Annotated in this window: 25 protein-coding genes; 13 read left to right on the top strand and 12 right to left on the bottom strand. The window is 61.6% G+C overall.

Going from position 1 to position 24,973, the window contains the following annotated elements:
• The first annotated feature begins 28 nt into the window (after window positions 1-28).
• Both rbfA and truB read left to right on the top strand, forming a co-directional pair.
• Window positions 29-433: a 30S ribosome-binding factor RbfA gene (rbfA, locus tag IE127_RS07595; RefSeq protein WP_189424927.1), complete on the top strand. Its 405-nt coding sequence runs from the start codon at window positions 29-31 to the stop codon at window positions 431-433.
• Between the two features lie 3 nt (window positions 434-436).
• Window positions 437-1,342, top strand: coding sequence for a tRNA pseudouridine(55) synthase TruB (truB, locus tag IE127_RS07590; protein WP_189424925.1), 906 nt, complete (start codon window positions 437-439; stop codon window positions 1,340-1,342).
• On the opposite strand, the gene IE127_RS07585 is transcribed toward truB, so the two are convergent.
• Complete coding sequence (locus IE127_RS07585) at window positions 1,343-2,530, bottom strand: serine hydrolase (protein ID WP_189424923.1); 1,188 nt, start codon at window positions 2,528-2,530, stop codon at window positions 1,343-1,345.
• Between the two features lie 242 nt (window positions 2,531-2,772).
• Between IE127_RS07585 and IE127_RS07580 the strand changes: the two genes are divergently transcribed.
• The 4 genes from IE127_RS07580 to IE127_RS07565 all read left to right on the top strand — a co-directional run bounded on the left by IE127_RS07580 (window position 2,773) and on the right by IE127_RS07565 (window position 8,068).
• Window positions 2,773-4,368, top strand: coding sequence for a sensor histidine kinase (locus tag IE127_RS07580; protein ID WP_189424921.1), 1,596 nt, complete (start codon window positions 2,773-2,775; stop codon window positions 4,366-4,368).
• A 139-nt stretch (window positions 4,369-4,507) separates the two neighbouring features.
• Entirely contained in the window at window positions 4,508-4,777 is a 270-nt protein-coding gene (rpsO, locus tag IE127_RS07575) for a 30S ribosomal protein S15 (RefSeq protein WP_189424919.1), read from the top strand.
• Window positions 4,778-5,079: 302 nt separating this feature from the next.
• The gene (gene pnp, locus IE127_RS07570; RefSeq protein ID WP_189424918.1) at window positions 5,080-7,206 is read left to right on the top strand and encodes a polyribonucleotide nucleotidyltransferase; all 2,127 of its coding nucleotides are present in this window, start codon (window positions 5,080-5,082) and stop codon (window positions 7,204-7,206) included.
• A 217-nt stretch (window positions 7,207-7,423) separates the two neighbouring features.
• Window positions 7,424-8,068 carry a L,D-transpeptidase gene (locus tag IE127_RS07565; RefSeq protein ID WP_373297301.1) on the top strand — a complete coding sequence of 215 codons (645 nt, stop codon included), beginning with the start codon at window positions 7,424-7,426 and terminating at the stop codon, window positions 8,066-8,068.
• 28 nt (window positions 8,069-8,096) lie between these two features.
• Here IE127_RS07565 and IE127_RS07560 read toward each other — a convergent pair whose 3' ends face one another.
• The 5 genes from IE127_RS07560 to rimP all read right to left on the bottom strand — a co-directional run bounded on the left by IE127_RS07560 (window position 8,097) and on the right by rimP (window position 15,492).
• Window positions 8,097-9,668: a cryptochrome/photolyase family protein gene (locus IE127_RS07560; RefSeq protein ID WP_189424917.1), complete on the bottom strand. Its 1,572-nt coding sequence runs from the start codon at window positions 9,666-9,668 to the stop codon at window positions 8,097-8,099.
• Between the two features lie 112 nt (window positions 9,669-9,780).
• On the bottom strand, window positions 9,781-12,549 hold the full coding sequence (infB, locus tag IE127_RS07555; protein ID WP_189424916.1) for a translation initiation factor IF-2: 2,769 nt from the start codon (window positions 12,547-12,549) through the stop codon (window positions 9,781-9,783).
• 13 nt (window positions 12,550-12,562) lie between these two features.
• Complete coding sequence (locus tag IE127_RS07550) at window positions 12,563-13,246, bottom strand: RNA-binding protein (protein ID WP_189424915.1); 684 nt, start codon at window positions 13,244-13,246, stop codon at window positions 12,563-12,565.
• A gap of 27 nt (window positions 13,247-13,273) precedes the next feature.
• Window positions 13,274-14,881: a transcription termination factor NusA gene (nusA, locus tag IE127_RS07545; RefSeq protein WP_189424914.1), complete on the bottom strand. Its 1,608-nt coding sequence runs from the start codon at window positions 14,879-14,881 to the stop codon at window positions 13,274-13,276.
• A complete protein-coding gene (gene rimP, locus IE127_RS07540) occupies window positions 14,881-15,492 on the bottom strand; it encodes a ribosome maturation factor RimP (RefSeq protein ID WP_189424913.1) in 612 nt (203 codons plus the stop codon). Before rimP ends, nusA begins: the two co-directional genes overlap by 1 nt.
• 165 nt (window positions 15,493-15,657) lie before the next feature.
• Here rimP and IE127_RS07535 point away from each other — a divergent pair, with 165 nt between their 5' ends.
• Window positions 15,658-16,356 (top strand): alpha/beta fold hydrolase, encoded by a 699-nt coding sequence (locus IE127_RS07535; protein WP_189424912.1) that lies wholly within the window; start codon window positions 15,658-15,660, stop codon window positions 16,354-16,356.
• Between the two features lies 1 nt (window position 16,357).
• On the opposite strand, the gene IE127_RS07530 is transcribed toward IE127_RS07535, so the two are convergent.
• Complete coding sequence (locus IE127_RS07530; RefSeq protein ID WP_189424910.1) at window positions 16,358-17,023, bottom strand: ferredoxin reductase domain-containing protein; 666 nt, start codon at window positions 17,021-17,023, stop codon at window positions 16,358-16,360.
• A gap of 265 nt (window positions 17,024-17,288) precedes the next feature.
• Between IE127_RS07530 and IE127_RS07525 the strand changes: the two genes are divergently transcribed.
• Window positions 17,289-17,564 (top strand): hypothetical protein, encoded by a 276-nt coding sequence (locus IE127_RS07525; protein ID WP_189424908.1) that lies wholly within the window; start codon window positions 17,289-17,291, stop codon window positions 17,562-17,564.
• Window positions 17,565-17,626: 62 nt separating this feature from the next.
• Here the strand turns inward: IE127_RS07525 and IE127_RS07520 are convergent, their stop codons facing one another.
• From IE127_RS07520 to lnt, 4 genes are all read right to left on the bottom strand, one after another.
• Window positions 17,627-18,007, bottom strand: a complete 381-nt coding sequence (locus IE127_RS07520) for a winged helix-turn-helix transcriptional regulator (protein WP_189424906.1) — start codon at window positions 18,005-18,007, stop codon at window positions 17,627-17,629.
• 89 nt (window positions 18,008-18,096) lie between these two features.
• Window positions 18,097-18,801 carry a tRNA (guanosine(46)-N7)-methyltransferase TrmB gene (gene trmB, locus IE127_RS07515; protein ID WP_189424904.1) on the bottom strand — a complete coding sequence of 235 codons (705 nt, stop codon included), beginning with the start codon at window positions 18,799-18,801 and terminating at the stop codon, window positions 18,097-18,099.
• Between the two features lie 17 nt (window positions 18,802-18,818).
• A complete protein-coding gene (metK, locus tag IE127_RS07510; RefSeq protein ID WP_189424902.1) occupies window positions 18,819-20,081 on the bottom strand; it encodes a methionine adenosyltransferase in 1,263 nt (420 codons plus the stop codon).
• Between the two features lie 111 nt (window positions 20,082-20,192).
• Window positions 20,193-21,812 carry an apolipoprotein N-acyltransferase gene (lnt, locus tag IE127_RS07505; RefSeq protein ID WP_189424901.1) on the bottom strand — a complete coding sequence of 540 codons (1,620 nt, stop codon included), beginning with the start codon at window positions 21,810-21,812 and terminating at the stop codon, window positions 20,193-20,195.
• Between the two features lie 121 nt (window positions 21,813-21,933).
• On the opposite strand from lnt, the gene tsaB reads away from it, so the two are divergent.
• From tsaB to IE127_RS07480, 5 genes are all read left to right on the top strand, one after another.
• Window positions 21,934-22,530, top strand: coding sequence for a tRNA (adenosine(37)-N6)-threonylcarbamoyltransferase complex dimerization subunit type 1 TsaB (gene tsaB, locus IE127_RS07500; protein WP_189424899.1), 597 nt, complete (start codon window positions 21,934-21,936; stop codon window positions 22,528-22,530).
• Window positions 22,531-22,532: 2 nt separating this feature from the next.
• On the top strand, window positions 22,533-23,015 hold the full coding sequence (gene rimI / locus IE127_RS07495; protein WP_189424897.1) for a ribosomal protein S18-alanine N-acetyltransferase: 483 nt from the start codon (window positions 22,533-22,535) through the stop codon (window positions 23,013-23,015).
• An 84-nt stretch (window positions 23,016-23,099) separates the two neighbouring features.
• Entirely contained in the window at window positions 23,100-23,492 is a 393-nt protein-coding gene (locus IE127_RS07490) for a Fur family transcriptional regulator (protein WP_189426045.1), read from the top strand.
• Between the two features lies 1 nt (window position 23,493).
• Window positions 23,494-24,300 (top strand): lysophospholipid acyltransferase family protein, encoded by an 807-nt coding sequence (locus IE127_RS07485; protein WP_189424895.1) that lies wholly within the window; start codon window positions 23,494-23,496, stop codon window positions 24,298-24,300.
• A 101-nt stretch (window positions 24,301-24,401) separates the two neighbouring features.
• Window positions 24,402-24,626 (top strand): hypothetical protein, encoded by a 225-nt coding sequence (locus IE127_RS07480; RefSeq protein ID WP_189424893.1) that lies wholly within the window; start codon window positions 24,402-24,404, stop codon window positions 24,624-24,626.
• Between the two features lie 3 nt (window positions 24,627-24,629).
• Here IE127_RS07480 and IE127_RS07475 read toward each other — a convergent pair whose 3' ends face one another.
• Window positions 24,630-24,947, bottom strand: a complete 318-nt coding sequence (locus tag IE127_RS07475) for a hypothetical protein (protein ID WP_189424892.1) — start codon at window positions 24,945-24,947, stop codon at window positions 24,630-24,632.
• Window positions 24,948-24,973: the final 26 nt, after the last annotated feature.

Raw genomic sequence — 24,973 nt, 5'->3', positions numbered from 1 at the left:
TCGAAGCGCCAGCGCTTAAGTGCAGCCGATGAGCAAGGATACCAAGCAAAAGGGGCCGTCCCAGCGCATGCTGAGGGTAGGCGAACTGGTCCGGCACGCACTCGCAGCGCTTTTCGCGCGCGGTGAGGTGGAGGATGAGGCGCTGCGCGACATCGTCGTCACCGTCCCCGAGGTGCGCATGACGCCCGACCTGAAACTGGCCAACGCCTACATCATGCCGCTCGGTGGCCAGCACGCCGAGCGGGTTGTCGAGGCGTTGAACCGCAATCGCAAGTTCATTCGGGGCAGGATCGCCCCGCAGCTCAACCTCAAATTCGCCCCGGACGTCAGGTTTTTCGTCGACACGACTTTCGATGAAGCGAGCCGGATCGATGAGTTGCTGCGCTCGGAACGCGTTCAGCGCGATCTGGGCGACGATGAGGACCAAGACTAGCCAGTGGCACAGAGCAAGCGTGAAAAGCGAAGGATCTCCGGCTGGCTGATCCTCGACAAGCCGTTCGACATGACCTCGACGCAAGCGGTCGGCAAGGTGCGCTGGCTGTTCGGCGCAGCCAAGGCCGGCCATGCAGGCACCCTCGATCCGCTGGCCACCGGCATCTTGCCGATTGCGCTCGGCGAGGCAACCAAGGCTGTGCCTAACGTTCAGGATGGCGAGAAGTGCTACCGCTTCGCCATCACCTGGGGCACGAGCACCACCACCGACGACGCCGAAGGCGAGGTGCTGGAGACCAGCGATCATCGCGCCACCCGCGAACAGCTGGAGACTATCCTGCCGCAGTTTACGGGCGATGTCGTCCAGGTGCCGCCGGTCTATTCCGCCATCAAGGTTTCGGGCGAGCGCGCCTACGATCTGGCGCGGGCCGGAGAAAAGGTGGCGCTGTCTGCGCGCACCGTTGAAATCAGCAGCCTTGAACTGATCTCACATTCCGATTCCGAGACGGTGCTCGAGGCGCATTGCGGCAAAGGCACGTATGTGCGCGCTCTGGCACGCGACATTGCCGAACATCTCGGAACGCGCGGTCACGTCGGGAGCCTGCGACGGACCGCAGTCGGCGGGTTCAGCGAGGCGCGCGCCGTCACTATGGATCAACTCGAAGCGGCCAGCCGCGAGGAGCGCGATGCGATGCTGGAGACAGTTTCGAGCGCGCTGACGGACGTGCCGGAAGTGCGCCTTTACGGTGATCAGGTTACGGCGGTCCGTCACGGCAATCCAGTGCTGCTGATGGGTGCCGGGGCGCCGGTCATGCTCGAGGAAGCCTGGGCGAGTTTTGCCGGCGAGGTCGTCGCAATCGGCGCGGTGGAAGCTGGGCGCTTCCAGCCGCGGCGCGTGTTCAACCTGTAATCAGTCGGTATCCTGCGGCGACAGCGCCGCGAGGATGGAGGCGTAGATCGAGGTCGGCGTTGTCGCCTGGATCGGCTGCGCCGCATTGATGGTGAGAACCACGCAGTTGCGGCTGCCATCCTGCCCCACCGCATACGTCGTCATGTTGAGAACCCCCGTCTCGCTGCCCCCCTTGTAGGCAACGCTCTGCCATTGCGCGGGATCGGCAACGCCGGGGTTGATCTGCATGACGTCGAGATCGGCGACATCTTCGATCAGCGTGCACAGCGTCCGCGCCGAGACATACCACTCGACGCCCTCATCGTGCAGCGGCAGGTTCGGATTGAGCGCGGGCAGTTCACGCGCCGCCATCTGCTGCGCAATCTCTGCCTTCGTTGCCGTATCCGCAGCAAGATACGCTTCGCGCATCTCGATATCGCCCTTTAAAAAGAAGAACTCGCGGGTGGTCAGTGCGAACTCTATGCCCAACTGTTCGGCAACGGCTTCACGTCCGAGCGCGTCCATCAGCAGATCGGTCGCAGTGTTGTCGCTGATGGAAATCATCAGGGCAGAGGCTGTGTGCACCGTCACCGGCGCTCCAGAGGGAAATGTCTGCAGCAGGCCCGAGGGCAGGGATACGTGACGCGCGTCAAGCCTCAGCACGTCGCTCCAGCCAAGCGCGCCATCCGCAACTCTCTGCTGTGCGACGCCAATCACCCCGAGCTTGAACGCTGAGCCGACCGCGAGCGCATCGTCTGCGCGTGAACTGGCCATCTCCTCTCCGTCCCGCAGCACCAGGTAGGAAACCGCGCCTTCGAGTTCGTCGAACTGCGCGGCGATATCGGCGATCGAGGCATTTCGCTGAACCGGCGGGCGGAATAACAGCCGTGAAATGCGGCCATCTGCCGTCAGGCTGATCTCGACGGGCATGGTGTGGGTGCGGGTCCTGACGACGTAGCTGTCTCCGCGCGGGATCACCGATTCGGTGGCGCCGATTGTCGAGCGAACCTGCGCCAGCAACGCCTCGATCTGCGAGATCGGCACCTGCTCCAGAAACGCCGGGGTGAACCGCTCCGCACTGACCGAATCCTGCCCCAGCAGTTCGGCGATGACGTCGCGTGGCGCATCCATGGCATTTTCCTGCTGGGCGGCGACCGGGGCGCACGCCAGAATGGCAGCAATCAGCGCGCCGGCGATCAGTCTGAGCATATGGCGCTCCTGCTTGGTCATGAAGGGGCGAAACTTGTGTTTGGCATGGCACACTGGGTGCGCAATGTCGACTGTACGCTAGGCACTTGCGGCCCCCGCGTCTATGCTGCGGGCGCGGACAAATCAGAGGTCATCCCAATCACATGCCGGCCAGTGCGATTAAAAAAGAGCGCCTCTCGAAACGGCACTGGAGACACAGTTCCATCGCTACCTATCTGGTGGTTCTAGCGGTTGTGACCATCATGCCGTCGTTTCTCTTTGCGGGAATCCTGATTCAGCGCAACCACGCCAGTCAGGAAGACACGGTAGAGATTCTGATCACCGCGACAACGCGATCGCTTATCCAGGCTGTAGACCGTGAGCTCAACGCCAACATCACAACGCTCAAGGTGCTGGCGAGCACGCCAGCGCTCGATCAGGGCGAGTATGAGAGCTTTTACAACCGCACCCGTCTTGCTCTTGCTGAAACGGACGCAAACCTCTTCGTGCTCAACACGGACAATACTGTTCTGTTGAGTACGCTGGTGCCCTTTGGTGGGGCAGGTGGCATGACATCTGATCCAAGGTCGGCGCAACGGGCTCTCGAAACCGACGACATCGTGATCACGGATCTCGTGCTTGGGGCGGTGTCTCAAAGATGGGTCTACAACATACTGATGCCCGTCGAGCTTGAGGTCGGCGGGCAAAAGGTGGTGGCGCTCAATCAGCGCGCCGAGAATATCGGGCGCGCGCTGGTCATTAACCGGCTGCCCGATGGCTGGAATTCGGTTCTCATCGATAACCAGGGCAAGATCATCGCGGCGACTGCCGGAGCCGGGCAGACAGGCGACAGCTTTGAGCCGTTCGACGTCATGGAGCAGCCGTTCTCGGTCGGCTGGCAGCGCATACAGACCGAAAATGACGCCTACCAAGTGGCGATGCAGCGTTCTGTCCTCACGGGATGGCGGCTGGTCTCATACGCCCCGGCGCGCGTCATCGATCGGCCGCTGTTCGAGGCGATGTTGTCTCTTGTCGCAGGAGGTGTCGTCCTCGCCACAATCGTTATACTCTCGCTTTATGGGATTTCGCGCAGCATTGGCAGTTCCGTGCGGGGGCTTGCCCGCGACGCGAAGCGCCTGGGCCGCGGCGAACTGGTTCATCAGCGCGACTATCCAATTACGGAAATCGCCGACATCTCAGCCGCTCTGGCCGAGGCCTCGCAACAGCGCCAGAGCGCCGAAAGCGAAGTACGCTTCCTGATGCGCGAACTTGCGCACCGTTCCAAGAACCAGATGACGGTTATCGCCGCGATGGCCAAGCAGACGGCGCGCGGCGAGGACGACGTCCAGAATTATGTCCAGAATTTCGAGAAGCGCATTCTGGGCCTCGCCCGGTCCACCGATCTTTTGTTGACTCACGGTCGCGCAGGCGTCGAGCTCAAGGAATTGTTAACCCATCAGATAGCGCCCTTTGGTCCGGCTGATACCGAGCGGGTGTGTCTCAAGGGAGATCCGATCCGGCTCAATGCGCAGGCAGCGCAAATCCTCGGCATGGCAACCCACGAACTGTCCACGAACGCTGTGAAGTATGGGGCCTTCTCCGACATTAACGGGCGCCTCGAGATCAGCTGGAAGAGTGAGGATGAGACGCTCCACCTTGTCTGGAGGGAGATTACCGGGCATGCGCCGGAGATCGGTGAACGCCGCGGGTTCGGCAGTATCGTGCTCAACAACATGGTTGGTGGCGCGCTTGGTGCTGCCGTCGAGCGCATAATCCATAACGATGGCATCGAGTGGCGGTTCGACATCCCGCTCGCAGCACTGCATCCGGACTATGGCCAGTCCGAGCAGCAGGCATAGGGAAAAGCTCTGGCCATCGCGCCGGAATTTGCGTATATCGCGCGCAGACTAGGGTGCCACATGCGCCCTGGCACATGGCCTCGCCTGGACGACATCCCGGCCGAGGCGTCCAAATCCTCCACATGAAAGGATATGAACGATGTCGATCACAGCTGAACGCAAGGCTGAGCTCATCCAGGAATTCAGCACCAAGGCGGGCGATACCGGCTCACCCGAGGTGCAGGTTGCGATCCTGACGGAACGCATCACCAACCTGACCGAGCACTTCAAGAGCCACGCCAAGGACAACCATTCCCGTCGTGGCCTGCTCAAGCTTGTTTCGCTGCGCCGCCGCCTTCTCGACTATGTCAAGAAGAACGACGAGCAGCGCTATCGCACGCTGATCGAGCGGCTGGGTATCCGCCGCTAGAGTACGAACTCCGGCATGGCGCGTCAGCGTCATGCCGGCATGTCGCTTTGGCGGCATTGAATGACCGGCAGGTCACGGAGCATGGCAGGATCATCGGCCGCTCTCGGAACCGCCCTGTGACCGAGAACTCGGTATCAGGTTTAATTCTTCTGAGAGCGTCTTGTCGTCTTGCTCATGTTCCGGTCGCCGGACCGAAACGGTGCCGGGGCCGCAGCACATGGGGTGCGTGCGGGCCGGCACACTGGCGAGAGCGCGGGAAATAAACCCGCTGCCGCGTCGCCAGCAGATGGAAAGACGAATGGATGTTTGATCACCACAAGGTAGAAATGAACTGGGGCGGCCAGCCGCTGACCCTCGAGACCGGCAAGATTGCGCGTCAGGCCGACGGTGCCGTACTGGCAACCCTCGGCGAGACGATCGTTCTCGCGACCGTGGTTTCGGCCAAATCTGCCAAGCCCGGCCAGGATTTCTTCCCCCTGACCGTAAACTATCAGGAAAAGACCTTCGCGGCCGGCAAGATCCCCGGCGGCTACTTCAAGCGTGAAGGCCGTCCGACAGAAAACGAGACGCTGGTCTCCCGTCTCATCGACCGCCCGATCCGCCCGCTGTTTCCGGATGGCTACAAGAACGAGACGCAGGTCGTCGTCACCGTTCTGCAGCACGATATGGAAAACAACCCGGACGTGCTCGGCATGGTCGCGGCATCAGCCGCGCTCACGATTTCGGGCGTGCCGTTCATGGGCCCGATCGGCGCCGCTCGCGTCGGTTACGTCGATGGCGAGTATGTGCTGAACCTGCCGGTCGACCGCCGCGCCGATTCCAAGCTCGATCTCGTCATGGCCGGCACTGAAGACGCTGTGCTGATGGTCGAGTCGGAAGCTCAGGAACTGTCCGAAGAGGTCATGCTCGGCGCTGTCATGTACGGCCACGAGCAGTCCCGCAAGGTTATCGACGCGATCATCAAGCTTGCCGAGCTTGCCGCGAAAGAGCCGCGCGAGTTCGAGGCGGAAGACAGCTCGGCGCTCGAGGCCGACATGCTCTCGATGATCGAGGCTGATCTGCGCGAAGCCTACAAGATCACCAAGAAGGAAGACCGCTACGCTGCGGTCGATGCCGCCAAGACGAAGGTGAAGGAGCATTACGCTGCCCGCATCGAATCGGAAGAACTGACCGCCGAACAAGTCGCTGCGGTGTTCAAGTCGCTCCAGGCCAAGATCGTGCGCTGGAACATCCTCGATACCAAGTCGCGCATCGACGGACGTGATCTCGTCACCGTGCGTCCGATCGTGGCCGAGGTCGGCGTCTTGCCGCGTACCCACGGTTCCGCCCTGTTCACCCGCGGCGAGACCCAGGCGCTCGTTGTCGCCACACTCGGCACCGGCGAAGACGAGCAGTTCGTCGATTCCCTCGAGGGCACCTTCAAGCAGAACTTCATGCTGCACTACAACTTCCCGCCCTATTCGGTCGGTGAAGCCGGTCGCATGGGCTCGCCGGGCCGCCGCGAGATCGGCCACGGCAAGCTTGCATGGCGCGCCGTCAATCCTCTGCGCCCGAAGGTCGAGGATTTCCCCTACACCATCCGTATCGTCTCCGAGATCACCGAGTCGAACGGCTCTTCCTCGATGGCGACCGTTTGCGGCACTTCTCTGGCGCTCATGGATGCCGGTGTCCCGATCCTGCGTCCGGTGGCCGGTATCGCCATGGGTCTGATCCTTGAAGGCGAGAAGTATGCGGTTCTGTCCGACATTCTCGGCGACGAAGACCACCTCGGCGATATGGATTTCAAGGTTGCTGGTACCGAAAGCGGCGTCACATCGCTGCAGATGGACATCAAGATCGCCGGTATCACCGAAGAGATCATGAAGGTGGCGCTGGGCCAGGCCAAGGACGGTCGCCTGCACATCCTCGGCGAGATGAACAAGGCAATCTCGGCTTCGCGCGGCGAAGTTGGTGAATTTGCCCCACGCATCGAGACCATGAAGATCCCGACGGACAAGATTCGTGACGTGATCGGCACCGGCGGCAAGGTGATCCGCGAGATCGTCGAAAAGACCGGCGCAAAGATCAATATCGAGGACGACGGCACCATCAAGATCGCCTCGAGCGATGGCACTCAGATCGATGCAGCCGTCAAGTGGATCAAGTCGATCACCGATGAGCCGGAAGTTGGCGAGATCTATCAGGGCACGGTCGTCAAGACCGCTGATTTCGGCGCCTTCGTGAACTTCTTCGGCGCCAAGGACGGTCTGGTCCACATCTCCCAGCTCGCCGATCAGCGTGTTGGCAAGACCACCGATGTCGTCAAGGAAGGCGACAAGGTCTGGGTCAAGCTTCTCGGCTTCGATGAGCGCGGCAAGGTGCGCCTGTCGATGAAGGTGATCGATCAGGATACCGGTAAGGAAAAGCTGCGCGAAGAAGTCGCCGAATAAGCTGATCCTTCATCGGAAAAATTTGCAGCTCGGGCCATTTGGTCCGGGCTGTTTTTTCTGTTCGTGAGCCAAGCCGTGGCGCTTTCGCCACAATGGCGCCATGATCAACTTGGCGCGAGGAACGAACATTGCCGGCGTGAGTTGCGCTGCTGCACTCGACACTGAGGCGAGGGCACCTTAGGCCTTTGCCAATACAGAATCTTTCCGGGGACATTCCGTGATTAATCGTCGTCTATTCATGCTCGGCCTGCCTGTTGCGCTGGCTGCGTGTTCCAGCGCCGGCCGCCGCGCCGCCCCGGAGCTGCGGGTCGATCCTTATTACCAGAGCATCTACGGCAGCGTAGTCGACAACGGTAATCGCATTCCTGCCGTCGACCTTCGCCGCGTCGATCCGCGCTTCTGGCGCCAGGAAGTCGATTATGCGGGCTCTGAAGCACCCGGAACCATTGTGGTCGATACCCCCTCGCGGTTCCTCTACCTCGTCCAGGCAGGCGGCCGCGCAATGCGTTATGGGGTCGGCGTCGGCCGTGAGGAAGCGCTGCAGTTCCGAGGTACGGCGACGATTGGCCGAAAGGCTGTATGGCCGCGCTGGACGCCGACGCAGAACATGATCCGTCGTGAGCCAGAGCGCTACCGTCCCTATGCCGATGGTCTGCCTGGCGGCATCACCAACCCGCTTGGTGCACGTGCGCTTTATCTCTATCGCAATGGCCGCGATACGCTGTTCCGCATCCATGGCACGACCGAGCCCTACACCATCGGCACCAATGTGTCCTCGGGCTGCATACGGTTGATGAATCAGGACATCATCGATCTGCATTCACGCGTGCCAAGCGGCACCCGCGTCATCGTGCGCCAGTAAGTGTCGTGATTTTTTGGCGGCTGCGGGGTCAGTCCTGCGCCGCCTCTTTATGTGTAGCGTAGTTCCGGCGCGCCTCTTTTTCGAGAGCGTCGAGATAGTGCGCGGCAGTCGACCGGATTGCCTTCTGTTCGGCCTCGTCGAACCTGTCCCACACCATATAGGTGCGCTTCATCCGAGTGTTCTTCGAGAACGCGTTGCGGTGCCTTGCCAGAAAATCCCAGTACAAGAAGTTGAACGGGCAGGCGTCGTCGCCATGCCGTTTGCCGCGGGCATAGCGGCAGCCCGAGCAGTAATCGCTCATCTTGTTGATGTAGTTGGCGCTGGCGGCATAGGGTTTCGAGCCAAGTAGGCCGCCATCACCGAACTGGCTCATGCCCAGCGTGTTCGGCAGTTCCACCCACTCGAACGCGTCGATATAGATCGCCAGATACCATTCGTGCACCTGCTGCGGCTCGATCCCGGCTATCAGCGCGAAATTGCCTGTGATCATCAGGCGCTGAATGTGATGCGCGTAGGCGTCATTGAGCGTCTGTCCAAGCGCCTCGGCCATGCAGTGCATGTCGGTCCTGCCATCCCAGTAGAACCAGGGCAGGGTGCCGTTCGCTTCGAGCGCATTGCGATCACGATAGTCCGGCATCTGCTGCCAATAAACGCCACGCACATACTCTCGCCAGCCGAGGATCTGCCGAATGAACCCTTCGGCGCAGTTGAGCGGCACATCGCCTGCCTCGTACGCTGCCTCTGCACGCTTGCAGACGTCGAGCGGATCGAGCAGGCCAATATTGATGTAAGCCGACAGCACTGAATGGTAGAGCGTCGGCTCGCCCGTAAGCATCGCATCCTGATAATCGCCAAAGCGTGGCAGCAACTCGTCGATGAAGCTGTCGCGAGCGGCCTCGGCGTCCTCGCGGGTGACGGCATAGCCGAATTGCTCAAGGCTGCCGGGATTGCCTCCGAACCGGTCAGCCACGAGTTCCATCACCGCCTTGGTCGTGTCGTCTGGCTCGAAGCGGCGGCTCTTGGGTGTGAACAGGTCTTTCTGCGCCGGCTTGCGGTTCTCCGTATCAAAATTCCATCTTCCACCGACAGGCTCTCCACCGGCATCGAGCAGGAGTCCCGTCTGCTTGCGCATCTCGCGATAGAAGAATTCCATCGTCCACTGTTTGCGGTTCTCGGCCCAGCCGTTGAACGTTGCGTGGCTGCAGATGAAACGCTGATCCTCGTAGATGGAGACGGGCACGCCAGTGAGCCCCTCCCATCCGAGCAGCATCTGCTGCACCCGCCACTCGGCAGCCTCGATGACGTGGATCCTCTCAGGCTTATGGCGCTCAACTGCCCGTTGAACCTCTCCATCAAGGCTATGGCTGTTACCGTCATCGGTGAATTGAACGTAATCGACATGCCAGCCTTCGGCGCGCAGGTCTTCGGCGAAGTGACGCATTGCCGACAGGACAAGCACCAACTTCTGCTTGTGGTGCCAGGCATAGGTGGTCTCTGTCCCGACTTCGGCCATGAGGATGACTGTGTCCTCTCGCTCGAGCGCTTCGAGCGGACCGGTGCCGAGTGTAAGTTGATCACCAAGTACGACGACAAGCTGCATGCTGATCTCCCGTAGCCTGATTGCTACGTGTCGAACGCCTGTTTAGCTCTCCCTGGACACAAAAAAGGGCGCCAGTGGCGCCCTTTCGATACTGTTTCTTGCGTCTGGCGGCCTAGAGGCTGCGCTGGACGGTCTCGACGCGGAAGCACTCGATAACGTCGCCCGGACGAATATCTTCGTACCGCTCGAACGCCATGCCGCATTCCTGGCCGACCTGGACGTCCTTGACCTCGTCCTTGAAGCGCTTGAGCGTCGACAGCTTGCCTTCGTGAATAACCACGTCATCACGCAGCAGGCGCACGCCCGCACCACGCTCCACCATGCCCTCGGTGACGCGGCAACCCGCGACCTTGCCGACCCTGGTGATATTGAAAACTTCGAGAATTTCGGCGTAGCCGATGAAGGTCTCGCGGCGCTCCGGCTTGAGCAGACCCGACATCGCCTGTTTCACATCGTCGACGAGATCGTAGATGATGTTGTAGTAGCGAATTTCGATGCCGTCGCGGCTCGCCAGCTCTTGTGCCTGCTTGTTGGCACGCACGTTGAAGCCGATGATGATCGCATTCGACGCGGAGGCGAGGGTCACATCCGACTCGGTGATGCCGCCAACGCCAGACAGGATGATCTGCGCCGACACTTCGTCGGTGCCGAGCTTGTCGAGCGAGGCGACGATGGCTTCCACCGAACCCTGCACGTCGCCCTTGATCACCAGCGGGAACTTGGCGATTCCGGAGGCCTTGAGCTGGGTCATCATCTGCTCGAGGCTGGTCGCACCGCCGCCTGCCGTCTTCTCACGGATGGCGCGCTGACGATACTCGGTGACCTCACGAGCGCGGGCATCGTTCTCGACCACCGAGAAGCGATCGCCAGCTGACGGCACGCCGTTAAAGCCGAGCACTTCCACCGGAGTCGAGGGGCCCGCTTCCTTGACCTGTTCGCCCTTGTCGTTGATCAGAGCACGAACTCGGGCAAACTCTGTGCCGGCCACCAGAATGTCGCCAACACGCAGCGTGCCGCGCTGAACCAGCACAGTCGCCACGGCACCGCGGCCGCGGTCAAGCTTGGCTTCGATCACCAAACCCTCGGCACGCCCTTCCGGGACCGCCTTGAGTTCGAGGAACTCGGCCTGAAGCAGAATGGTCTCGAGCAACTTGTCGAGGCCCTGGCGGGTATGCGCGGAAACCTCAACGTCAAGAACATCACCGCCCATGGATTCCACGAACACTTCATGCTGAAGCAATTCCGTGCGCACGCGCTGGGCATCCGACTCCGGCTTATCGATCTTGTTGATCGCGACGATAATCGGTACTTCGGCCGCCTTCGCGTGCCGAATGGACTCGATGGTCTGCGGCATCACGCCATCGTCTGCAGCAACGACCAGAACAGCGATATCCGTTGCCTGCGCACCACGGGCACGCATGGCGGTGAACGCCTCGTGGCCGGGGGTGTCGAGGAAGGTTACCTGCTGATCATTCTGCTCAACCTGATAAGCGCCGATGTGCTGCGTGATACCGCCGGCTTCGCCCGAAACCACATTGGCCTGACGGATCGCATCGAGCAGCGAGGTCTTGCCGTGGTCGACGTGACCCATGATCGTCACCACCGGTGCGCGTGGGCGCAGGTCGGCCGGATTATCTTCGGAGGGCACGTCGAACAGGCCCTCTTCAACATCCGATTCGGAAACACGCTTGACGGTGTGGCCGAGTTCAATGGCAATCAGTTCAGCCGTATCGGCATCGATGACATCGTTGATGGTGGCCATCTGGCCCTGCGTCATCAGGATCTTGATGACATCAACGGCACGCTCGGCCATGCGGTTGGCGAGTTCCTGAACGGTAATCGCGTCCGGAACAGTCACCTCACGGCTCAGCTTGGGCTGCGCCTGCTGGTTCGAGCGACCCATCTTCTTGTCGCGGCGGCGGCGCATGGCCGCGAGCGAGGGACCGCGATCACGATCGCCCTCGACACCCGCATTGGTCACCGTCAACCGACCACGCTTGCCGCTATCGGCACCGGTGCGGCGCGAAGGACGGTCTGCGCCGCGTGAAACACGGCGGGCGTTCTCCATCTCTGCGTCGCTCACCGAAGCCTTGTTGGCAGGCGGCGCCGAACGCGTACGACGGCCATCCGCCTCGCTCGGGGGCGGGGGCGGCACATTGGCAATCGGGGACATGCCCGCGCCGGCACTGCGCCGGTCGGAGGGCGCTGCACGCTCGCCACGCTGCGGACGCTCGCTGGTGCCACTGCGGCCCTCGGGCGTTGAGGGACGTGCATCCTTGCGGGCAGGTCGTGCCGGCTGACCAGGGCGACCCGAAACATAGCGCACCGACTTCGGGCCGGCCTCGCGCTTTTGCGGAGCAGCAGCAGCTGCAGCGGGTGACGCTTCGGGCTCCGGCTCGCTGGCCGGTGCGTTGGCAGCCTCTTCGCTGGCGCGCGCCTCGGCTTCCGCCTGCTGGCGCTTTTCTTCTTCCTGGCGCGCGGATTCTTCACGCACCTGACGGCGGCGCGCATCTTCCTCGATGCGGCGCTGCTCATCTGCCTTGAAGCGTTCCTGGTCGTCGGCCTGGCGGGCGGCTGCCTCGCGCAGCGCTATGCGGCGTGCCTCGGCCTCTGTGGCCGAAAGCCCGGCACCGCTGCGCGGCTGACCCTGGTTCTGGCGCGACTGCGGGCGCCCGGAAGGGGGGCCGCCGCCTTGTGGGCGCTGGTTGCCGCCGCCTGGAGGCGTCGCGACGCGGCGGGTGCGTTTTTCAACCACCACCGTGCGCGAGGAACGCGACATACCCGACCGGTTGCCCAGGCCAGGGCCACCCTTCAGGGTCAGCGTCTTCTTTCCGCCGCCGCTGGAGGTGTCGTCTGTGCGCTTGTCGTCGTTATCAGCCATGTATATCGCGTCTCTATCTCGTCTCGTGCGGCAAAGCGACACCGCTCCGCGTGGTGCGGCGGTGGTCGCTTTCCTCGGTTCTCGCGCCGTAATGGGCCAGTCTCTGGCCTTTTTCAAGCGCGGCTTGGGCTGCAGCCCCTGTCGTGAGCGCAGCATGTATCACATTTTCCAGTCCGAGTGCCAAACCCAATTGGTCCGAACTGAGTAATTCCAGATGAGGCACCGAAAAATCGGCGTCTCCATCCTCTTTGGCGGCGTATTGCAGGGCTCGCACCGCCGACATCATCTTGTTGCGCCCGTCGGGCGCCGCGTCGGTGGCGGTCACTAGGGCGAGAATATCGCCGCTTTCGATCGCCACCCTCACCTTTGTCGAGCCGGTCACCAACTGGCCGGCCTTTCGCGCCATCGAAAGCGATGCAGCAAATCGTTGCTGCAATCTTTCTGCGGTCAGCTCCGCCAGCCCGTCAGGAACGGTGACTGCGGTCTTGAGGCTGCGCGCAAATACATTCTTGCGCGCCGCCTCCGTTACCGATGCGGCATCAAGACTGATCCACACACCGCGCCCTTCGGCCTTGGCTTCCGTGTCCGGAACCAGCACCCCGTCAGGGCTGAGGACAAACCGTATGAGCTCCGAAATCGGTTTGTGCGCGCGGGTGAGCGCGCACATCCGTTCGGTGGAAGAAGGGCTTTTGGCCATCTTGCGGTCCTCCGTGACCCCTCAGGATCAGACCGCCTCCTCCTCGCTCGCTTCGCTCTCGTCTTCACCGGAAGCGTCAGCCAGTTCGTCCTCGGTGATCCAGCCCGCCTTGAGACGCGCCTGCATGATCATATCCTCGGCCTCTTCGCGCGACACCGGGAAGTCCTTGAACGTACCGTCGAACCGCTTCACTTCGCCGTCCTTGCGTTCGGTCCAGCCAACAAGGTCGTCTGCTGCGCAGCCGGCGAAATCCTCGACCGTCTTGATGTCCTCCTGACCAAGCGCCACGAGCATCGCGGCATTGAGGCCAGCAATATCATAAAGCTCTTCGGATACACCAAGCTTGACGCGTTCCTCGTCCTGCCCGCGTTCGATCTCGGCAAGATACTCGGAAGCACGGTTCTGGATCTCAGAAGCGGTCTCTTCGTCAAACCCTTCGATCGAGGCGATTTCCACCAGATCGACATAGGCCAGTTCCTCGACCGTCGAGAACCCTTCCGATGCCAGTAGTTGGGCAACCATCTCGTCGACGTCAAGGGCTTCCATGAACAGGCCGGAGCGTTCGGTGAACTCCTTATTGCGCCGTTCGGACTCTTCCTGCTCGGTAAGAATGTCGATATCCCAGCCGATCAGCTGGCTGGCGAGGCGCACGTTCTGGCCGCGCCGGCCGATGGCAAGCGACAACTGCTCGTCGGGCACCACAACTTCAATGCGCTCGGCCTGCTCGTCGAGAACGACCTTTGCCACATCCGCCGGCTGAAGCGCCGAGACGACAAGGTCTGCAATGCTGTCGGTCCAGGGGATGATGTCGATTTTTTCGCCCTGCAACTCGCCAACCACGGCCTGAACACGGCTGCCGCGCATACCGACACAGGCACCGACCGGATCGATCGAGGAATCAGAGCTGGTGACCGCAATCTTGGCGCGGCTGCCCGGATCGCGCGCGATCGAGCGGATGGTGATGATGCCGTCGTAGATTTCCGGCACTTCCTGCATGAACAGCTTGGCCATGAACTGCGGGTGCGTACGGCTGAGAAAGATCTGCGGTCCGCGCTGTTCGCGACGCACATCGTAAATATAGGCCCGCACGCGGTCGCCGTAGCGATAGAGTTCACGCGGAATCAGCTCATCACGCCGAATGATGCCTTCACCGCGGCCAAGGTCGACAATCACATTGCCGTATTCGACGCGCTTTACGGTGCCGTTGACGACTTCACCGATACGGCCGGAATATTCGTCATACATCCGGTCGCGCTCGGCATCGCGCACCTTCTGGACGATCACCTGCTTGGCCGACTGTGCGGCTATGCGGCCGAATTCGATCGGCGGCAGCGGCTCGGTCAGGAAGTCCCCGAGCTTGGCATTCGGGCTCTTCGCCTTGGCGAAATCCAGGGTCACTTGCCGGCTTGGCTCTTCAACATCCGCAACGATCTCGAGCAGACGCCACATCCGCAATTCGCCAGAGCGCGGGTTGATCTCGGCCTTGACCTCGGTCTCTGCGCCATAGCGTGCTTTGGCGGCCTTTTCGATGGCGTCCTGCATTGCCTCGATCACGATCATGCGGTCGATCGACTTTTCGCGGGCAACGGCATCCGCGATCTGCAGCAGTTCCAGCCTGTTCGCACTGACGGCCATCAGTTCAACTCCTCGGAAGTGTCGTCTTGGTACTCGACGATTTCGGTATCCTCGTCGTCGATGGGATGTAGTTCCTGGTCCTGCCGCGCCTTGTCCATCAAGGCATCGGTCATGATCAGCTTGGCCTCGCCGAGCTGCACAAACGGCAGGCGATGATCGGGCTCGGAATCGGCAGGGGCGTCGGGCAGCCGGATGGTGAAGCTGGTCTCGTCGACACCAGCAATCTCGCCACGATAGCGCTTGCGGCCATCGATCGGGTCGGCAAGCTCGATGCGCGCTTCGTATCCGATATAGCTCTCAAAATCGCGCCGCCGTACCAGCGGACGGTCGATGCCGGGCGACGAGACTTCGAGGTGATATTCGCGATCGATCGGATCTTCCGCGTCAAGGACCGGCGACAGCTCCTTGGAGAGGGTCTCACAATCGGCGATGGTGAATCGTGCGTTCCCGTCTTCGGCCATGATCTGCAGCGTAAGCCCGTTTTCCTGGGTCATCTTCACGCGCACGAGCGAATAGCCGAGATCGTTTGCCACCGGCTCGACGATCGCGGCGATGCGCGCCTCGAGCCCGGTCTCCTTGATGTAGCGTTTTTCGGTGAGGTCGAAAGCCATTGGCGTCGACAAATCCCTTCGGGTAATAAAAAAGAGTGGGGCCGGTTGAAGCCCCACTCTGCAATTCAGCCAGAGATATTGGTCACTCTTATAGCCGTGTTTGAAGCGCCCTGCAAGCCATCTCCACGGGCTCGCTCATCACGCTTTGATCTTGAAAGGTTGCTGATGCCCCTCACGCCGATCGTCCTCGTGCCTGGCCTGAATTGCACCGAGCGTGCCTTTGTTGAAGTGCTGCCGGCCCTTTGGCCCTTCGGGTCCGTCACCATTGCCAATCACAGGCGAGGGGGCACCGTTACCGAAATTGCTCGCGGCATTCTCGCGGAAGCCCCTGAACGATTTGCCCTGCTGGGATTTTCCATGGGCGGCTATATCGCCTTCGAAATCTTTCGCCAGGCACCGCATCGGATAGAGCGGCTGTGCTGTCTTGCAACATCCGCCCGCCCCGACACGCCTGAACAGACAGAAAACCGGGAGCGCCAGATCGCTTTGACGGAATCCGGGAAATTCGCTTCAGTCGCAAAGGCAGCGTTTCCCCTTGTCGTTCACTCGGATAATGTCGGCAATGAACGGTTGCGCGCCATTCATCTCGACATGGCTGCAGCGACCGGCGCCGAGACCTATGTTGTCCAGCAAAAAGCAATCATCGCGCGTCCTGATTCCCGTCCCATGCTTGCCGGCATCGGATGCCCGACAGCCGTGATCGTCGGTGAAACCGATCAGATTACGGGGGTCGAGGCCGCAGTGGAGATCGCAAACACGGTGCCCGGCGCGAAGCTGACGCGGGTGCCGGGTGCTGGTCACCTCGTGCCGCTCGAACAACCCGCTGCGGTTCAGGGCGCGCTCGCGCACTGGATGAGCCTTTAGCTCATTCCTCGTAGGTTATGGAATCGACCTTCGCGCCGAGGTCGCCGAGGATATCGCGGAGTTCCGAGACCATGGCATCAGGCCCGCAAATGTAAAAGTTCTGGCCGAAATCGTCGATATGCCGCTTGAGAAAATCGGCGTCGATCCGTTCCTGCAGCAGCGAGGACTTTGAATCGTCGGTAACTGTCCAGATGGTTTCAAGCCCCGCCATGCCTTCGAACTCATCGCGCAGGATAATGTCGCGTTCACTGGCATGCGAGGCGATGAGGCGGTTGCCCGCCAGCCCGCCCTTGTCTGCAAGATCGCGTAAGATGGCGATGAACGGGGTGACGCCTGCACCACCGGCGATGAAAGTGCCCGCGCCTTTGTACTTGATGGTGCCCCAGGCATCGCGCAGCAGCACCCTATCGCCTGCATTGAGCCCACCAAGCATGTGCGTGACGCCGTGGTGGTCGTCATAGGACTTGATGGTGAACTCGAGCTCGTCCCACTTGTTGAGTGAGGTAAAGGTGAAGGGTCGCGTCTCATCGCGCCAGCCATCTTTGTCGATGGAAAGCTCAGTGGCCTGGCCCGGCGAAAACGTGAAGCCTTTCGGCTTTTCAACCCGGTAATGATTGACGTTGTGGGTGACGGGCTTGATCGACTTGATCGCGACGCTTGTCGGCATATGGCAGCTCCTTTCCGAAGATGACGCGACGGAGCCGCATCCGGTTCCCGGCCACTGCCTCGGGCGCATGCATTTGCCTAGGTGTCGCGCTGGAAACTAGGTTGCCGCCAGGTGCATAAGTAAGCCTTAAAGTACTGACTTTACGAAACAAAACCGTCGGTTCGACAAAGGCTATTTCAAGTGCGAATTTCTTGAAATCTGCGGCTTGGCGAGCTGATGCAGCATGCGCATTTCCAGTGTGTTCAACAACGAAAGGAACACGAAAATGCGTAAGACAATCCTTGCAGCTCTCGTCGCAACCGTCGGGCTGACGGCAGCCGCTCCTGCCTTTGCGGATACCGGCCGTCCGTTTGGCGAAGGGTCGAGCGACAGCCGTGAATTTGCTGCCTATTCGATCTTGGTGCGCCTGCAGCAGTCAGGCGTTGACGCAACCAATGTCGAGGAGTGGGGACCGCTGGTTCGCGCATATGTCCGTCAGGACGACGGCAGCACCACCATGCTGTTCTTCGAGCCCGACACGCTCCAGCAAGTCACGCTCTAACAACCTCCTGGAGCCGTTCGCCTCCGGCGGCGGCTCCAGCTAACATTGTGCCAATGTTGAGGTCAGATTTGGGAATGCGGCGCGCTCGATGCCTGGGCGTCGAATTGCTCACGTGCCGCCTCGACGTCTGCGCGATGTTCGCGCACGAACTGCTCACAGGCTTCGGCGATCCGCAACAGATCACGCCCGAGCGCGGTTAGTTGATACTCGACACGCGGCGGAATGGTCGCGAACACCGTGCGGCGCACAAACCCGTCACGCTCCAGTTCACGCAACGTACTCGCAAGGATCTTTTGCGAGATGCCGCCGATCCCTCGCCTCAACTCGTTAAATCTCAGGGTATTCTCTCGAAGGCTGGTAACGATCACCAGCGTCCATTTCGAAGGTTTGACGGCCAATAGGGTCTCGCCCGCGAGTGAAGAGGGTGTATCCGGTTCCGACATGGGAAGTCTCCGAAGCTTTGACACCGATATGGTGCTCCCGCCCGCAACATCCAGACCGAAACTGCAATCAGTGCGTTCAACGAGTGGCGCTAAAGCCTGTTGAAGCTGAAATAGAAGCTGGTCATGCGCCCTTCACGCCGCGCCTTTTGTTCGTAGCGCGTCGGCTTCCAGCCAGCAAAAGGCTCGTGCCAGTTTCCCGGTGATCGTGGACTAAACCGCAGCGCCGGTTCTCGCAGCACATGCGCCAGCGTCCAGTTCGCATAGTCCTCGATATCGGTTGCGAAGCGAAAGGTGCCGCCCGGTCGAATAACGCGGACCACTTCGCGCAGGGTCGATGGGGAGACAAACCGGCGCTTGTGATGGCGGGTCTTCGGCCAAGGGTCGGGATACAGCAGATATACGCAATCGAGGCTTGCCTCAGGCAGGCGCGGCAGCAGCTTGATGGCGTCGTCCGTGAACAGCCTGACGTTTGAGAGCCCGGTCTCGTCGATCAGCTGCAGCATCTTGGCGATGCCGCCGGAAAACACCTCGCATCCGATAAAGCCGGTCTGCGGTTGCTCGCCTGCCAGCCGGGCCAGATGCTCGCCGCCGCCATAACCGATCTCGAGCACATATTTGTCGCTGTCCGGGACCAACGTCCTGGGATCGAGGGGCGTGTCCGCCTGCTCGATTTCATAGTCCGGCAGCATGCGCTCATAGAGCGCGCGCTGGCCTGGATGCAGGCCCTTGCCGGAACGACGCCCGAAAAACGCCCTGGCCTCCCCGTCGCGGGTCTTCGGCAGCTCGTTGGTCATGTCGCTCCCGCAGTGGCTCAGGCTGTCTTGACGGCGGCCTTGAGTTCCTTGACCAGATCGGTGCGCTCCCAACTGAACGAACCGTCGCGACCCGCCTTGCGGCCGAAATGCCCGTAGGCTGCGGTCTTGGCATAGATCGGCTTGTTGAGGTCGAGATGCGTACGGATGCCGCGCGGCGTCAGGTCCATGACCTTATTGAGGGCGCGTTCGAGGCGGTCTTCCTCGACCTTGCCGGTGCCATGAAGGTCAACATAGATCGATAGCGGCTCGGCAACGCCGATGGCGTAGGACAGCTGAATCGTGGCGCGATCGGCAAGTCCGGCGGCAACGACGTTCTTTGCCAGATAGCGCGCGGCATAGGCTGCCGACCGGTCGACCTTGGTCGGATCCTTGCCCGAGAAGGCCCCGCCACCATGCGGTGCAGCACCGCCATAGGTGTCGACGATGATCTTGCGCCCGGTCAGGCCGGCATCGCCATCGGGCCCGCCGACGACGAACTTGCCGGTGGGATTGACGTGCCACACCGTCTCCTCGCTCACCCACCCCTCGGGCAGCGCCTCGAGGATATAGGGTTCGACGATCTTGCGGATGTCGGCCGACGTCAGCCGGTCGTCGAGATGTTGCGTCGACAATACGATCTGCGTCACGGCAACAGGCATGCCGTTTTCGTAACGGACGGTAACCTGGCTTTTTGCATCAGGGCCGAGAACAGCTGCCGAGCCTTCGCCGGCCTTGCGGGCATCGGCCAGGACCTTGAGAATGCGATGCGCGTAGTAGATCGGCGCGGGCTGCAGCTCCGGGGTCTCGCGCGCCGCATAGCCGAACATGATGCCTTGGTCGCCGGCACCCACATCCTTGTTGCCGGTCTCGTCGACGCCCTGTGCAATATCAGCGGACTGGCCATGCAGCAGCATGTCGATGCGGCAGGTTTTCCAGTGAAACCCGTCCTGCTCGTAGCCGATACTGCGGATCGCCTTGCGCGCAGCAGAGCGGAAGCGGGTTGGATTGACGACGGGGTTGCCGGCGCTGTCCTTGAGCACCTGCCCATCCTTGCCCTTCTTCAGCAGAGTCTCCGGCACGCGCACCTCGCCCGCGATCACCACGCGGTTGGTGGTCGCAAGGGTCTCGCAGGCCACGCGCACCTTGCCTGCGTCCATGCCGGCCTTCTTGGCCTCGCGGAACACCATGTCGACGATTTCATCGGAAATCCGGTCGCAAACCTTGTCCGGATGTCCTTCGGAAACGGATTCGGAGGTGAAATGGTAAGAGGAGCGGGCCAAGCGTAGTCCCCTGAAACTGGCATAAAAGCTCTAGAAACGAGCGGATGGGGCGTTTTGGCACTGCCGCGCGGGCTGGTCAATAGAGATATAAAGAAAGCTTGATATGTCTGATCAGTGACGCTGATGCCGCCTTGGGCGGACGCCGTGCCTGATCGCCGCGTAAACACTGGCGAGACCACCAACCAGCATCGCCGCCAGAAACGGCCAGTGCCGCACTTGCGTGAACGGCGTAGCCTCGAGCCGCTGCATGGGGGTTACATCGAGCACGTCCATCTGCCGCGCCGGCAATTGTCCCGTGATGCGCCCGAAAGGATCCGTGGCGAACGTAATTCCCGAGTTGGCCGCGCGCACGAGGCTCATGCCTTCCTCAACGGCCCGCACCCGCGCATGGTGCGCATGCTGCGCCGGCCCGATCGACCCATCGAACCAGGCGTCATTGGTAATGTTGAACAACAACTCGGCGTCCTCGGTCTCGCCGAGATCGCCGGAAAACAGGATCTCATAGCAGATAAGAACAAGCAGCGTCGGACCAAAGGGCAGGGCCATCACCCGCTGACGCGGATCTCCCGGTTGCCAGCCATTGGCCCCCGGTACGAACTGCTTGATACCGAGTTCGGCAAAAAAAGACTGGTACGGCAGAAATTCGCCAAACGGCACCAGATGTGCCTTGTCGTAGCTCGCAACCGCAGCGCCGCTCTGGTCGATCGCCAGAACCGAATTGAAGGGAGGCTGGTCGGGCGCCCCGCTATAGGAGATGCGCGGAGCGCCGGTCAAAAGGATCTGCTCCGGGCCAAGCATGCGGCCGATCCGCGCCAGGCTTTCGGGATAGCGTTCGAGATAAAACGGCAGCGCCGATTCCGGCCAGACGAGGTGCGTTACTGCTGCAAGCCCCGGATCCTCCGGCGAGGCCTGCATCTGCGACAGGGTGATCAGCCGCTCGATCAGGGCCTCGGGGTTGGCGCTGCTCCAGTTGGAATGCTCGTAGACCAGCGGCTGCACCAGTCGCATCCGCATGTCCTCGATCGGAGCCGTTGTTGCACCCTGCAGCCGGTTGTAGCCATAGCCTAGCTGCGCCGCCAAAATCGCAATGGCCGCGAAGAATGGCGTCAGCCTCTGCGTCAGGGGGCGCTCATCAGCGGGCCAGATCAATGCCGGCGTCATCGCCAGCAGCGCGGCAAGAAACGTCAGCCCGTAGACGCCGATGACGGCAGACAGCTGCATCATCTCGGCCGTGGGTGTCAGCGCATAGCCGAGCAAATCGAACGGAAACCCCGTCAGCACGTGCCCGCGGGTCCATTCCGCCGCGCTTAGCGCCGTCGCCAGCGTCAAGATGCGCCAGCCGCTATGCGACCACAGCGCATGAGCAAGGCTGCTGGCGAGGCCCCAGAACAGTGCGATCAGCGCTGCGAGCGCCAGTATTGCTGGCACCATCAGCACAAGCATGATTCCGCCATCGACGAAAAACGCCGCACCCAGCCAGTGAAAGGCAACAAGGAAATAGCCCCACCCGAAGGCAAAGCCGATGCCGAACGCCGATCCGAAGACGCGACGCCAGCCGCCTTGCGGCGCGGTGCCGTCGAGCGCCCAGATCCAGACCGGCATGGCAATGAACAGGGCGGGCAGGAAAAACAGCGGCGGGATCGACAGACCTGCGACAGCCCCGGCTATCAGCAGCAGCGCAAAGCGGCGCCAGCCATAGGCCAGCATGGCGGTCTCGGCCAGCCAGGTCATGAGGGTGCCCCCGGGCGAATCGGCATTGGCGACGAAGCTCGCCGGGTTGCTCTGGTGCGTCAAGCGCACGAAGCAGGTTTGAGGACTTGCAAGAACAGGGCACAGGGACGATACCGGCGCTATGCTGCTCGCCATCGATACCGCCGGTCCTCGCCTGCAACTCGCGTTGCGTCGCGCCGATGCGCAGCCCGACACGATTGTCGATGAACTCGGCACCGGGCATGCCGAACGCATTTTCCCGGGCATCGAGGCTCTCCTTGCCCGAAACAATGCCTCCTATGCCATGCTCGACCGCCTTGCCGTAACCACCGGACCTGGCTCGTTCACTGGCCTGCGAATAGGGCTGTCGGCGGCGCGCGGCATCGGCTTGGCGCGTCGGATACCGGTCATTGGCGTGCCGAGCCTTCTCGCGATCTCCCTGTCTGCCGAACTGGCAGCCCCTTTGGCGGTGTGCGTCGATGCAAGGCGCGGCGAAGCCTATCTGCAGCTCTTTGAAGACAGGGGCGTGCCATTGCAGCACCCTGTGCTGAGTCCGGCCGACGCCGTCACATCACACGTGCCCGCCGGAATGAAGGTGCTTGAAACGCCGTTTTGCGACATCGCCGCTGTCGCCGAATGGGCCGCCACCCAGGTGCCGCGAGACTATCCCCCAGAGCCGGTCTATGTGCGTTCAGCGGATGCCAAACCGCAGGATGGCAAACGCATCGCGAGGCGTTGACGATGGACCGGTTGTGGCTTGCCCCTGCGGGCTTACATATCGAGCCGGCAGTTGCTGCGGACGCGCATAAGCTGGCGCAGCTGCATCAGGCAGGCTTTTATCGAGGCTGGAGCCCTGAAGAGTTCGAAGCGATGCTGAACGAGCCGCACCGCACGCCCGCCTATGTCGCCTGTGACAGCCGGCGCCGCATTGCCGGCTTCGCAATCTGGCGCGTGGCGGTGGATGAAGCGGAACTTCTGACCATAGCGGTAGAGCGGCGCTGGCGCGGCAAGGGCATCGGTCGGGCGCTGCTCGTGGCGGGCATCGATGATTTGCGCTACTCTCCGGTTGCGCGGCTGTTCCTCGAGGTGGCGGAGGACAATGCCGCGGCCGTATCGCTCTATCGAACGACGGGTTTCAACCGTGTCGGCGAGCGGCGAGGATACTATGAGCGCCCCGATGGACGGCATGCCACCGCGCTTGTCATGAGCCGCGAACTTGGCTAACCGGGCCCAAGAGTATCAGTAGGGGGAGCCGTGACCAGCAGCTCTCAGGAACCCACGCTGGAAGAAGCCTGCGCTGCCCGAGGCATGCGCATGACCGATCAGCGTCGGGTGATCGCGCAAGTCATCGAAGGTGCAGACGACCACCCGGATGTGGAAGAGCTGTATCGGCGCGCTGCCGCCATTGATCCGCGCATCTCGCTTTCGACAGTCTACCGCACCGTCAACCTGTTCGAGGAGGCGGGGCTGGTCACCAAGCATGACTTCAAGGATGGGCGGGCCCGCTTCGAGCCGATTCCCGATGAGCACCACGATCACCTCATCGATATCCGCTCTGGTCAGGTGATCGAGTTTCGCAACGAGGAAATCGAGGCGATTCAGGAGGTTATTGCCCGCAAGCTTGGCTACACGCTGGTCGACCATCGGCTGGAACTTTACGCAGTGCCGCTGCCGGGCAAGAAGAAGGACGAGGAGCGCTGAATTGATCTTCAGGGCCTTGTTCTTCGTCTTCGTACTGCTGCCATTCATGCTGATCGCGATGCCGCTTCAGGCGTTGATCTTGAAGCTGCGCCTGCCGGGCTGGAACGTCCTGCCGCGGATGTTTCATCGCCTAGGCTGCTTGTTCCTCGGCCTGCGCGTCACGGTACTTGGCCAACCCGCCACCGGCCGCGCAACGCTCTTGCTGTCCAACCACATTTCCTGGACCGATATCGTCGCGATCGGCTCGGTCGCCGATGTGACCTTCGTTGCCAAGTCCGAAATCAAGTCCTGGTTTTTCGTCGGGTTCGTCGCGTCCCTGCAGCGAACGATTTATGTGAACCGGACACGACGCGGCGATGCCGGCCGCACCAGCCGCGAAATGGGAGCGCACATGGCCGAAGGCAACGCCGTGGTGCTGTTCGCCGAGGGGCGCTCAGACATCGGGACGCACGTGCTGCCGTTCCGGTCGGCCCTCGTTGGTGCAGCGCAACACGCAATGCTTGAAGCCGGGGCGGCACAAGTGCTGATCCAGCCGATGACAATCGCCTATACCCGCCTGCAAGGGCTTCCCGTCGGGCGTACCGACCGCTCCTTGATCGCCTGGATCAAGTCAAAATCCCTCGGGCAGAATATTCGCGAGATTCTGACAGGCGGCGTTCGCGATGCCACCGTCGCCTTTGGCGCCCCGTTGACGCTCGAGCGCGAGGCTGACCGCAAGGCGGTGACGCGGGCAGCAGAAGAACAGGTGCGCCATATGCTGGTCGCTCTTAATCGCGGCGCGACGCTCGATTTGCCAGACGAGCGATAGTTAAGACTTTATCCATTAAACTTAACCAAGGGTTACACTTTTCAGCGCGGCCAGCTGCGTTAAGAGTTCGTTCACGCAAGTCTTCAGGCAGGTGAACGCACATGTTGTGGCAATTGGTGGCGATCCTCGCGATTGTTCTCATCACCGTTATCGGGTTCGTTCTCGATGAGCGGACAAGGCGCCGCGAACAGCGCCGTCCGGGGCCGAGCATCGACATCGAGGCGGTGAATGCGCAAAGGCGCAAGGTTCATGACGCACGGCGCATCGCCGGTGGAACGGCGGTCCAGATGTCGCGTCGCCAGGCTCTCCGCTCGATTGGTTTTTGAGAGTTAGTCTTCGCTGAAGTCCCGCGGAACCGGCGCCGCCTCAACCCCTTGAGAGTTTTCGAGACGCCGGACTATGCGAGCGACGATGTCACTTGCGCGATTGATGAGCGCCAACTCGATATCCGCCTCGCTCATCTCGTCGCGTCGGTCTGTCCATGAGCGGACCGTCAGGCGATGCTCCTGCTTTTCACCATTTCGATTTTCTTCGAGCACCACGTGAACGCGGCCGACAACGCGATTGGCCAGACGCTCGTGCGTCCAGCTGGCATCAAGCACGATGTAGGTGAGAACGAAGCTCGAAGGGTCCGCGGAAACGTGCATAGGGCCTACCTCGCAGGGCACCGAGA

The organism is Devosia pacifica, from assembly GCF_014652635.1.
Lineage (GTDB): Bacteria > Pseudomonadota > Alphaproteobacteria > Rhizobiales > Devosiaceae > Devosia > Devosia pacifica.
This window is presented reverse-complemented; position numbering and strand designations above follow the sequence as displayed.